8 protein-coding genes and 2 pseudogenes are annotated in these 12,180 nt (G+C 38.6%); 7 read left to right on the forward strand and 3 right to left on the reverse strand.

Annotated features, from left to right (window positions below; all coding sequences use genetic code 11):
- Positions 1-55: 55 nt before the first annotated feature.
- Complete coding sequence (locus ACXAFE_RS20135) at positions 56-1,096, reverse strand: hypothetical protein (protein ID WP_475157114.1); 1,041 nt, start codon at positions 1,094-1,096, stop codon at positions 56-58.
- Between the two features lie 364 nt (positions 1,097-1,460).
- On the opposite strand from ACXAFE_RS20135, the gene ACXAFE_RS20140 reads away from it, so the two are divergent.
- The 3 genes from ACXAFE_RS20140 (at position 1,461) to ACXAFE_RS20150 (ending at position 4,489) form a co-directional block, all read left to right on the forward strand.
- On the forward strand, positions 1,461-2,156 hold the full coding sequence (locus ACXAFE_RS20140; RefSeq protein WP_475157116.1) for a response regulator transcription factor: 696 nt from the start codon (positions 1,461-1,463) through the stop codon (positions 2,154-2,156).
- Positions 2,153-3,544: a sensor histidine kinase gene (locus ACXAFE_RS20145; RefSeq protein WP_475157120.1), complete on the forward strand. Its 1,392-nt coding sequence runs from the start codon at positions 2,153-2,155 to the stop codon at positions 3,542-3,544. Before ACXAFE_RS20140 ends, ACXAFE_RS20145 begins: the two co-directional genes overlap by 4 nt.
- A gap of 66 nt (positions 3,545-3,610) precedes the next feature.
- Entirely contained in the window at positions 3,611-4,489 is an 879-nt protein-coding gene (locus ACXAFE_RS20150) for an aspartyl protease family protein (RefSeq protein WP_475157124.1), read from the forward strand.
- A 225-nt stretch (positions 4,490-4,714) separates the two neighbouring features.
- Here ACXAFE_RS20150 and ACXAFE_RS20155 read toward each other — a convergent pair whose 3' ends face one another.
- Positions 4,715-5,560 (reverse strand): alpha/beta hydrolase, encoded by an 846-nt coding sequence (locus ACXAFE_RS20155; RefSeq protein WP_475157127.1) that lies wholly within the window; start codon positions 5,558-5,560, stop codon positions 4,715-4,717.
- 741 nt (positions 5,561-6,301) lie between these two features.
- On the opposite strand from ACXAFE_RS20155, the gene ACXAFE_RS20160 reads away from it, so the two are divergent.
- The 3 genes and pseudogenes from ACXAFE_RS20160 to ACXAFE_RS20170 all read left to right on the forward strand — a co-directional run.
- Positions 6,302-6,766 (forward strand): type III secretion system chaperone, encoded by a 465-nt coding sequence (locus ACXAFE_RS20160; RefSeq protein WP_475157129.1) that lies wholly within the window; start codon positions 6,302-6,304, stop codon positions 6,764-6,766.
- Between the two features lie 17 nt (positions 6,767-6,783).
- Positions 6,784-9,201 carry a hypothetical protein gene (locus tag ACXAFE_RS20165; RefSeq protein WP_475157134.1) on the forward strand — a complete coding sequence of 806 codons (2,418 nt, stop codon included), beginning with the start codon at positions 6,784-6,786 and terminating at the stop codon, positions 9,199-9,201.
- Between the two features lie 239 nt (positions 9,202-9,440).
- A pseudogene (locus ACXAFE_RS20170) lies at positions 9,441-10,108 on the forward strand (transposase); the annotation flags it as partial.
- Between the two features lie 395 nt (positions 10,109-10,503).
- On the opposite strand, the gene ACXAFE_RS20175 reads toward ACXAFE_RS20170, so the two are convergent.
- Positions 10,504-11,607 (reverse strand): serine hydrolase domain-containing protein, encoded by a 1,104-nt coding sequence (locus tag ACXAFE_RS20175; RefSeq protein WP_475157138.1) that lies wholly within the window; start codon positions 11,605-11,607, stop codon positions 10,504-10,506.
- Positions 11,608-11,984: 377 nt separating this feature from the next.
- Here ACXAFE_RS20175 and ACXAFE_RS20180 point away from each other — a divergent pair.
- Positions 11,985-12,164 (forward strand): annotated as a pseudogene (locus tag ACXAFE_RS20180) (transposase); the annotation flags it as partial.
- Between the last annotated feature and the right edge of the window lie 16 nt (positions 12,165-12,180).

Below are 12,180 nucleotides of genomic sequence, written 5' to 3' on the forward strand. Positions count from 1 at the left end.
CGTAAAGCGCTTTTTTAAAAGCTAGATAACACTATCTAGCTTTTATATTGATAGTTTATAACCTACCGTTTTCCGGATTCATCACTCGTTGCGCTAGTTCTTTTGAATTCGCAGCTTTGAATTTTGGTGCTAAGTAGGTTTTTGCCATTTCAACACGGGTTTTAAATTCATTACTGTTTAAAACGTCTTGATTAACCACTTTTAATCTTGCTTTATTTTGCCATTTAGAGATGGTTTTTTTGTCTTCTTCAGCATCTAAAGGTAAAATTTGTACATGTGCTTGGTTCCAGCCCATATCAACATCAAACTCTACAAAATACTCTTTGCCAGCTTCTACATTTGCTTCAAGTACTGAATAACGTTCTGAAAGGGCGATATATTTATGCTTACCCGGTTTGACTTTAACTTGAAAATATTGTCCCACTCGCGTACTTGCAACAAAACCATCTTCATCCCATATATCAAATGGAACACTGCCTATCAGTTTTTCCATGCGGAAAAAATTAATTACAGCATGTTCGTCGTCTGGCTTCATAGGTTTTTTGCCATCTTGCATGACATCAAAACCAAGTAGTGAAGGGTTTGCGAGCAAATTGTCATATGCATCATTTTTTCTTGGACTTTCAAGTTCGGCTTTATACTTAGTGCGCATTACCATTGATGCACCTAAATCGTAGTCAAGCTCAGTTGTTTTTCCTGTCGAGTAGTCAATTGACATGAATACAGTTTCACCTGGTCGGTTATCAATCTTCGCATAACCAAATCCGGCTAGTCCTTGTACTAGGTGAAGTGAATTGATTCCCGAATCCAACTTCAATAGTGTATGCGAGCCATTTGAAAGGTCAGCCACAACTTTATCATTTACCGCAATCCATGCGCCACGAGCGCTTCCTTGAAAATTGCTCCCTCTAATCATGTAAACGTAAGTTTGATCTTCTTTTGGTTGTTCAGTTTTAAACTGCTGAACTAAATTTTGGTCTACCTTGTAAGTTGTTTTACATCCGGTAAGCGTAAGCATTAAACCTAAAGCCACGGCCGAAGCGGAAATTTTAAAAGATTTCACTAATCTCTCCATATAGTTTGTTTTTATATCCAATTAATTCGCTTAAGAGCGAGCAAATTATCTAATAAAAACAAACTACTTTAAGCTATTTATATTACTTTATTGTAAATGAACGAAAATCAATGAGGTCAAATGAGGGGGCAAGTTAAAAACACGGAGTCCGGTCTAGAATTGTGCATTGAAGAAAAAGTCACCTAATTTTATTAACCTTTCAGGCATACAAATGGGCGATCCGTTCGCTCCATCTTATTTTATTTTGTAAGCAAAAAATCACTTTGGATTTGAGTGAAGAACGCTTTATTAAATGCAGGTTTGATGCGTGTTGATTTTGCAATAATTACTTAGCTGTTGTAGTTTGTTGCTTTTGACGTGATATGTGACCTGCATAAGGAATGCAATGAGTAGTACCATTAATATTTTATACGTTGAAGATGATGTCGCCAGTGCACAAATTTTAACCCTTTATCTTGAAAAGCAAGGTTACCGAGTTAGTCACTTTGATAATGCAGTCGATGCTCAGCGGGCGCTCGATAATTTGGTGTTTCAGTTAGCTATTTTCGACGTTATGATGCCAGGAGGAGATGGCTTCTCTTTATTAAAAAATGCGGCCAAAAAAGACATTCCCAGCATTATGGTGACGGCAAAGGTAACGGAAAGCGACCGCATTCATGGCTTTGACTTAGGCGCTGATGATTATGTATGTAAACCCTACAGCCCAAGAGAAGTGGTATCGCGTGTTCAAGCGTTACTTAAACGCAGTTATAAGCATACAGGAGCGCACCAAGTATGGTTGTTCGGCCAGTTAGAAATTGATGTCGATGCCAAATTGGTAAAACTGGCTGGCGATCATTTAAAACTCACCGCTGTTGAGTTTGCCATTTTGGTTAGTTTAGTCACTCATGCAAAGCGTATTATCTCGCGCGAACAATTGATTGATCTCGTGTGGCAAGGGCGCAGCGATATCACCGATAGAGCAGTCGATACCCATTTAGCTAATTTACGTAAAAAGTTGGGTGATAGTAAAAAAGATCCAACCTATATTGCCACACACTATGGTCAAGGTTATCAGTTTGTTGCGGCTAAAACACAATGAAATTACGTACCAAATTTACGCTCTTAGTTGCTAGCTGCACATTTGTATTATTGGGAATTTATTACTTGTTAAGTGTATACACAGCAAGTAATGCATTTGTCGAGTTTAACCAAAAAAGTGTTGTACAAATGACCACAGAGTTACTGGATGATGATGACGTGGAAGCGCAGATTACTTCGTTGCCCCCCAATTTGTCTATTCAGCAACAATATATAGCACTATCTCATGTCTTTACTGAGCAGTTATTTATTTTGGTGCAAAACGAGCGCGTTATTTTGCCATCAGAAAGTGCGACTGATTTGCGGATTACCTATATTGCTGTGGAGCACGGTCATCAGTTTAAAATAGCGCCGCTCAATCAATCTCCATTATTAATTCAATTCAGCCAAGAACAGTTGCTACTGAATGACCAAATGGGTGAATATGCATTATTTTGGTTACCCAAAAACACGTTGGAGCGAAAGCATCAAGAGTCTTTGTTGATGTCGCGCTTGGCCGATGAATTTATGCTGAGTTTGTTTGGCTTATCTCTGCTTGCTGCGCTGCTGTCTTGGTTGGGCGCATGGTACTTTTTAAAGCCGCTAAAACACCTTAAACACAGCTTTAAAGATATTGAAAATGGCAATTTAGACACCCGTATTGAAGTAACTAAGCACGATGAAGTGGGTGAGATTCTAGCCAGTTTCAACCGCCTTGCAGCGTGGTTGCAAGGGTTGCATCAGCAATATCGGCAGATGAATTCAGATCTTTCTCATGAACTACGTACACCGCTCAACGCCATTCGTTCACGTGTTGAAGCAATGGAAGACGGAATATTACCGATGGAGCCTGAGCAGCTAAGCGTACTTGGTAAAGAGGTTGAATCACTGAGTCAGTTAATTGATGACTTAAGCCTGTTATCGCTGACCGAATCAAATCAGCTAACCTTACAATTTGAAGAGGTTAATATTACACAGCTTATTACTGATTTAATGGCTAAGTATCAGCTTCAGGCAAGTTCGCATGGCATTGTATTTACATCGGATTTAGCACCAAACACTAAGTTAGTCACCGATGCAAAAAGACTGAGGCAAATATTGGTGAACTTACTTGATAATGCGTTTAAATACGGGGCTGCTGGTCGGTTTATTAAAGTAAGCCTACACGCTTGTGACACGTATGTTGATGTTGCCGTAGAGGACTATGGTGAGGGTATGTCGCAAACTCAATTAGACAATATCTTTGAGCGCTTTTACCGAGTACAAACATCTCGTAACGATACCAATAGCTTAGGCCTCGGGTTGCCTATTTGTAAACAACTTGCGGAGCTCTTAAGTGCAGCATTGACGGTAGTAAGTGAACCAAATAAAGGCGCAAAGTTTTCATTAAGGCTTTTTAAAAAATCTTGATAATTGCTTAACAATTGCTTTTTAAAGTACACCTAACAAAACAAAGAACAACAAAGAAGGTGATTTATGAAAGCAATTTTAAGTGCAGTAATTGTGGGAATTATGAGTTTCTCAAGTAATGCAAATCAGGAGAACACGAAACCAGTTACAATGCCAATGCAGTTCACACAATATGGCCATGTTATGGTGGATGCTCAGTTAAATAACGCCGACACAGTACCTATGGTTTTAGATACCGCAGCTACTTCAGGAGTTATTTCAAATAGTTTATTAAATGAGTTGGCATTGCCAGAAAGCGCACTCGAAAAAGAAGAAGTGACCAGTGCAACAAGTAAAATGATACTCACGCAAGCAAACGTCAATACAACCCGTGTTGGTAATACTTCGGTGATGGATTTACCTTACATAACACAAGATTTAACCGTGCTCAAAACCGCACAAGGTAAAGTGCCGGGTATTTTAGGGTATGGATTTTTAGAAAAACACTGCACCGTTTTAGATTTTGTTAAAAGTGAAGTGACTTTTTATGCACAAACCTGTTCAGAGCAAGTTACGCATGATTTAAAATCGCAAGCGTTTTGGCTTGATGAAGAATTTATTAAGTTTAACGTTGAGTTTAATGGCCAGAATGTTGATGCGGTGTTAGATACAGGCGCACCTATAAACATCATTAACTCTCTCTTGTTGGCAAAGCTTGACGTTGAAAAAAAAGACAAAGAAGATCTTGAGGGCCTTCATGGTAAAGCAATACAAAAACAAAAGTTAGGTGAGGTAAGGTTTAATATTGGCGAACATATCGTAACTAGCTCTAATACAACGGTTTCTGATATGCCAGTATTTAAAAAACTCGGCTATGAAAATAAGCCTGTAATACTAATGGGCCTTGCAGATTTCAAAGGCGGAAAATTGGTCATCGACTATCAAGCTAAGCATATTTATTTTTAAATCAATACACTAAGAAAATAATAACGATTTACCCATCAGGAACAACAAAAACACCCACTCTAATTTGGCTTAGTTTGGGTGTTTTTATATGTTTAGGTATAGCTTATGGGGTTAAAGAGCTAAAAATCACAGCAACCCACTTTATTCTAATTGAGTTATTGTCATTTTAAGCCAATGGAAAAGATCAGACTCTCCCCATTGAGCAGGCCTTGTCTAATGTCGTAGTTAAAGCTTTTGTTTGAAAGCTGAATATTCAGTTACGGCTGTGGGTATAGACATGTAGGGGTTAGTACCATGATCAGCACCTTCCGTAAATTGATGAGCCCAAACCAAGTTGTTAGGTGCATTTTCGTTGAGCGCTGCTAACAGTCCTTTAAACGAGCCTGTAATGATAGACGGTTCTTTCGCTCCTAAGCTTAAATAAAAAAACTTTGGTGCACCTTCAAGTTTAACTAGGTTCTTCTTAAATTCTTTTACAACCACTGAATCGTCGTACCAAGCTGCTGGGCTAAACGCAAAATATGCATTAAATAGCGAGGGATGAGTGATCATGGTGTACAACACAAAACTGCCGCCTGCAGAATAACCGCTGAGCGATCGGTCGTTTGATATTTTATAACGACTTTCTATGTAGGGCAGCAACTCGGTTCTAATAAAGGCTAAAAACGTATCTGCTCGGCCAAACAGCTCTCTTGCCGTTTCATTAGTTGGGCGCGCGTTAATATTGACGTCTTTTCTCGCAAATGGCGGAACTAAGTCGCGATTTCGTGTATCTGTCCAAAATTGATTTGGTATTGCCACAACGATAGCGTCATCATGCTTGGCAACTGTTTCAGCCCATCTGTCTAAATTAAAATTACCATCGGTTTTAATAACAAGGGGATAACTTTTTTGCGCATTATATTTATCGGGTAAGCGGATAAAAATTTTTCTACTCTCGCCCAAGACGTGAGAGTTAATCACTACATCTAAATAGGGAGATGTGTAGTGATCAAGATAACGAATATAAGTATAAATAGATGCCAGACTAGCAATTGCGACAAGGGCGAATGAGATTTTTAAAGACTTCATGTTTTATTACTCCTTTTTTTATCAATAACTGTTTGTGTTTTGATATGCAAGGTGCTGTTATTTATTTGTTACAAAAAGAAAAAGTTGAACTATTCACAGTGCGGCATTATTAAATTGTTAAGAGATAAAACAAACGCATCTTTTCGAAAATACTGTTGCCAGCGTCCCGAAAGGGAATAGCGTACCAACGAAACGAATGCGCTCAAATTATTTGCTTAATTAATCGCGAAATTCAATCAACATAGTAAACAAAAATACCCACCAAAAAAGGTAAAGGTTTATGGGGAGGATATTATCTCTCGATAAGATTTTTACATGAAATCCATATTTATTAGTATCAAACCGCTTCAATCTTTCAATTTCAGATGATGAAATCGAAGCGTCATTTGTTTGAGTGTTTCTAATTGCTCGGTCAACCGAGTAAAGTGGCTGTCCTAAGTACTGTCCTAAGTACTTCTCTCGGTCAACCGAGTACTAAGTACTTCCAATATAAAAGTAAATTCACTTTGAGTAGCCTTATTATTTTTAAGTTCTTTCGGTGGCTTTCGGGTTGTAAGGCATTAATTTTACAAAATTATCACTGACTTTTTGTACCTGAAATCAATAAAAATACGTCTTTTCCATAAATATCTATTCTACTTTTTCGCCAACACTAAATACGCATTCATTGCTTTAAGCCTATCGCAATAGGGTTTATATGCATGCAGTTGGTCAGCTCATCATTAAATAGGACAGTAAAACATGGAAAATTTAGAAAAATTAAACGAACTTATTACTGAATTAGGCCCCTTGTTAACGCCTGATAGCATCATTCAATTAGCTCCAAATCAGTGGCAAATTAATGTGCCAGGCACACAATTATGTATGCAATATGTTGCTGATTCTGACAGCGCCACCTTATACAGTGAATTAACGCCAATCAATGAAGATGAGCGTCTGGCGATGTACCAAGCTATGCTCTGCTACAACGCGCAATTTGCCAAAACAGGCGGGGTCACTCTGGGGTTAATCGAACCCGATGGTAATGGTTTGATGATGTTAGAGTTACTACTTGCCAATCTTACATTACAGCACTTAATCAGCATTATTTTACGCTTTGTTGAAAAGCAACAGAGCTGGACCTTATTACTTTCTGAAAAGTTACAAACACCCAGTCAAATTGAGCAGTTTGATTATCAGATGCCATTTGATGGCGTTCGCGTTTAAGGATAGGAGCTTCAAGCATGACGGATTTTACATTAAGAGATAGCCGAACATTAGCAGAGTTTAAGCAGTTTGTAGATACGCATGGCGGGCCAAATAAAGAGCTGCGCTCAACCACAACAAGCAAAGAAATGTTCATTACTGTTTATGAAAAGGACATCGGGGATACTGATAAAACCAAAAAAAGTACGATTGATGAACGCATTGCAACAGCCCATGAAGGCACGTTAAATTTTTTAAAAAGTAAATTATTGGATGACACGCATCAAAACGAAGTTGATCGCTTATACAAAAATATAAAGTTTGCCGGCAGTGTTGAAACACCTTCCTTATCACTATTAATTACTAAAACCATTGAACTACGAAACGATGAGCTGATAGATGCATTTAAGCGTGATGGTAGTCAGTTTGCCAGTATTGCTGACGATTTCGGTGTTTATTCTGATGCGCAAATGGCTGATTTTGACGCAATCTTAACTGATGTAGTTAAAAGTGATGCTCGTTATTCTCAAAGTGTGTTGTTACCGAATCAAATGCGTCAAATGGTGCAAACTGTCGAGGCCAGAATGGATAACAATGTTGCGGCGAACGAAATCGAAATGAGGCAGTTCTATCCCGAAACGGTAGGCAGCTTTTTTGTTCAGTTAGAAAATGCACCTAATAACCTGACGGATATCGATAAAGCCGGTTTTAAAGCGCTATTAAAGGAGCATATTCAAGAGTTTGGCCGAGGCGAGGTAATGACTGTACGTGAGGTCAATGCCGTCGCGCAACGCGCCATAGAGACCTACAATACGCAATTAGAGAGCTTTGAACATGAGCTAAAAACAACACTATTTAGTAGTGCGAATGTTACTTTAGCGAATAATGATAACTTTAAACTACTCGATTCAAACTCGCAGCAATTATTGGTTGATAATTTAAAAGCCCATTACATGCAAACTGAAATGGCAGGCTTTAAAGATGTACAATTGCAACGGGATGAATTAAACCAGCTTGCAGTGCAAAGCTTACAAGAGATGAAAGTACATTGTGATGCCTCAAAACTTGCTGTTACGCAATTTATGACAGACGCATCTAATCCTAGCTTTGCAAACCTAGATAATAGTGCGTTTAGCAATAATGAAGCACTTAAAAATTGGCTAGGTGTGAAATTAGAGCAAAACGTTGGCTTAAGAAACAGCACCATGACCGCCGATGATGTTAAACAAGCGGCGCAAGAAATTATTAATAATTACAACACGCATATTGGCAATGGGCCAACGCTAATCAATGCTGAACGCGCAGCTGCTATTTTAACAGATACCAATATTGTTCAGCACCAAGATAAACCTGATAAAAAATGTCCAGTCTCTGATATCACGACAGACGACATTACTGCTGCGAAACTTGAACCTAAATTTGAAATGGAGGTTGACGGTAAGCATATTGCGATGTCTGAACCTTATGCTTATACCGATAATCGAGTAGGGATCACCGCCTATGTGGAAAATGATGCGGGTAAATTTGAACTACGTTCATTCTATTTAAGTAATTCACGTGGTGAGTGGCAGTCGCCTTCTCACTTTGCAAACGATACGAAGCCACAATTTTTAGGCAAAGGCTACGGCGACAACCAAAAAACATCCACGGTATTACCAATAGCCATGCAAAAAGCACTGCATAGCCTGACCTTGGCGATGCCTGAGCGAACGGTTGATGGCGACAGTACTATGGTTAAGTACAATCCAGAAGGGGCCGCAGATGTGCGCGATGTTGAAACTGAGTTTAGCGCGGGTGCAAAAATCTTCTTTGGCGCGCTGCAATATCGCGATAATACTAGTTTTGTTGACCAAATCACCACCGCACTTTCAGGCAAGAAGCTGGTAGATAAGTATGATGAAATTGCGCTGGAAATAAAAGCTGCGGGAGATTACAGTTTTTCTCGTAATGATGCAGATGGTATGGAAAAAGCCAAATTGGCTTACGGTAAATTGACAGTTCCAGACAATTTGAAACCAGACTTTTCGCAGCCGCCAAGCGATATATTTGATATTCGCTTATCTAAAGAATACCCGGATGGCGGCAAGGCATTTGTTTACGAAGTGCCTGCTACGAAAGTGGATGGGCAAGATGTACAGCTTAAATATATGTTCATCTACGACAATAAAACTGAAAAAGTGTTTTTAGCTGCTACTGAAGATACCAAAGGGGTGATGACTGACTTTGCTGTGCGCGATCGTAACTTTGATACAGGTTTCTTAGGTACGGGACTGGTTGAATATTTCGATATGATTGCAGAGCCAAGCAGGCCAAACCCAAACCTCGGGCGCGCCCGTGTTCAAGTTTCAAATAGTTCGTACCAAGCTGTTTATAACTTCCATGAGTATGTGCCTTTCCTTCAAGACGCAAAAGCAGCCTTTGTGCAAGCAACTACAAACCCGGTTTTAGATCAATAAACTAACGCTTGTTACCTTTCGTCTTTACCGCAGAATTAGGCGGTAAAGGCGATGATTTCAGTGTTATTAACTCAAAACGCTAACTTTTAATTTGAGGGTTGCTCTATTTAGTTTAAAAATTGTATGCAATATTGGGAAGCACAAGCAAAACGTCAACGTGAGAAAATTATGAAAAAGTGCGCTTTTTTATCAATGGATTGTTTAGAAAATAACAAAGACACCGACTCTAAATTGATTTCTTACTCACACAAAAATACTTGTCTGGCGAACCACTTAACCCAGCTGAACAATTTACACTGGATGAAATGACTCAAGTTTTCCGTAATCGCTTAATGGATATTAGCTGGTTTATGCGAGTACTCAACGAAGATATTGCGCGTAAAGCTAATTTTGAAGATAACTGCACTGGTAGATTTTGGGAAGGGCGCTTGAAGTCCCAAGCCTTACTCGATGAATCAGCACTTGCAGTCTGTATGGCGTACGTTGATTTAAACCCGATTAGAGCGAAAATTGCAAATACTCTCGAAGATTCGCAATACACTAGCATTCAACAAAGAATAAAAGCAGCGTTAACAGGTAAACAGCCAAAGCCACTTATGAAATTTATTGGCAACCCAAGAAAGCACATGCCAAAAGGTTTACCATTTGAGCTAAAAAGTTACCTTGAACTGATTTAATTAACAGGGCGTATTAAGCGTGAAGATAAACGTGGCGCAATCCAAAGCGACACACCACATCTATTGATCCGTTTATCAATCACCCCTGAAAATTGGCTGAAGCCTACTACTCAATTTACCAAAGCGTTTCATGTCCAGTGGGCAAACCAGAACATTTAATTGATTACTGCGAACACCTAGAAAAGAAACGGCGACTAAACGTGGCGAATGCTCGCAAATTACTTGCTTGATTAATTGTGAAATCCAACCCACATCTAAATAAAGAATGCCTATCAAAATAAGGTTACGTCTATATGGAAGATATTACCTTTCGATAAGATTCATACATAAAACTATTTATTATTGATATCAAACCGCTTCAATCTTTCAATTTCAGATGATGAAATCGAAGCGTCATTTGTTTGAGTGCTTCTAATTGCTCGGTCAACTGAGCATTTATAAAAATTAAAGTGGGTGTCTTCGGTACCTCTCCTTCGGTACCTCTCTGTACCTCCATTCGGTAATTTCCTGCTAAATAATAAGCTTACAGGGGCGAATTAGGGATATTTGACTTAAATTAGAGTCTTTCTCCAGTGGAGTCAGATAATGCTTCCATTATGCTTTGCTTATTAGTTTTACGTATAGCTTAGTAAAACCAAGTCGCTATGCGAGAGTAATAATCAGGTAGTATGTGTTGTTGAACCGAGTTCGTTAACGTTGATGACCAAACACCGCTTTTGTTACCGTTAGTTAAATAAATCACAACAAAAAACTCATCTAAGTTATCTTGATAAAGTAACCTTACCCTTAAAGAAGCGCCACCATCGTGACCAACATGTTGCCAGTTACCAGCGTTATCAATTACCCAACCAGAAGCAAAATAGCTCTCATCATCGTGAAGTTGATGGGGCTGCCAAAAAGCTAACAGTTTATGCTGAGGTATAAGCTTACCTTGTGCTAATGCAGTGATAAACAGGCTCAAATCTTCGGCTGAGGAATAGATACTACCCGCACTGCTGCCATATAGCGGAAAAAAGAACTCACTGGTTTTTAATGTTTTACCGCTATTAGGTCGATAGGCTGCAACTAAGCGCTCTTTAGGTACATTGTCTAAATCTAAAAACGTATTTTTAAGCCCCAGCGGTGATAATATTTTGTCTTTGACACTTTGCTCATAACTTTGCTGGTACATTTTCTCAATCAGCATACGAACAAGTAAGTAGCTTGTTTGGTTGTATAGTGTTTGTGTATTAGGCTCAAACATAAAAGGTTTATTTTTGATTTCATCAATCACCTCTTGCAATGTTGCAGGGCCAATAAACTTTCCGTCTTTTACATCATAAAACTCTGGTAACCCAGAGGCATGATTAAGTAACTGTGAAATTGTAATATGTTGCCATTCACTAGGTAAGCCATCTAGGTGCAGTGAAATTGGGTCTGATAGTTGCAGTTTACCTTGTTCTGCTAATTGCATAGTTAGGGTACTAGCAAACAGTTTAGCCACTGAGTAAATCGGGAAAATGCTTGTGTCAGAAACCTTCTCTGTACTATTGACCGCCATTACTCCATGGTGACCTTTATAAAGTTGCTTACCATTTTTAACAACAACTACTGACGAAGCATTAATGCCGTATGATTCCGCGTTACTGGCAACTTGTTGTGTAAGTACTGACTGTAAACTTTCATTATTTTTACAACCACTAAGCAAAATGCCAAAACCAATAAATACTGGTAACCAATAACGCCTCATAACATTACTCCCTCAAAAATGAGTTTTAACTGTAAGCTAAATACTGTTTAAACTTAAAATATCGACAATTTATAACATCGAAAATGACACAAAGCTTTTTGCCGCGGATTGCTTTTTATTGGTAAACAACAAGACGCAATTCAACGGATTATTAAAAGTTGCTAAAGAACACTACATCAAACAATGAATTGGAGTCTCAGAACTAAACAAATGAAAAGCTTTATATTTTATTAATATTTCCTTATGACGCGCATTTTGCCAAAAAGGTTTAAAGCGTTATGAAAAAGAAGAATAACAAAGACACCCACTCTAATTTGATTTAGTTTGGGTGTTTTTCTATGTTTAGGGTAAGTAACACTTCTTAAGGATGAGAAGTTATGGCGGTTCCAAGAAAACAGAAAATCAGTCTGGTTGATACTCCTTTCTATCATTGTATTTCACCTTGCGTAAGGCGTGCCTTTTTATGTGGCGAAGATAAAGTAACAGGGCGGTCGTTTGAGCACCGTAGGGGTTGGGTTGAAGATAAATTACTCTTCCCGAATAAAGTGTTTACTTACATCATCGATTTTTTAC

The organism is Pseudoalteromonas sp. ABV4_021, from assembly GCF_056159365.1.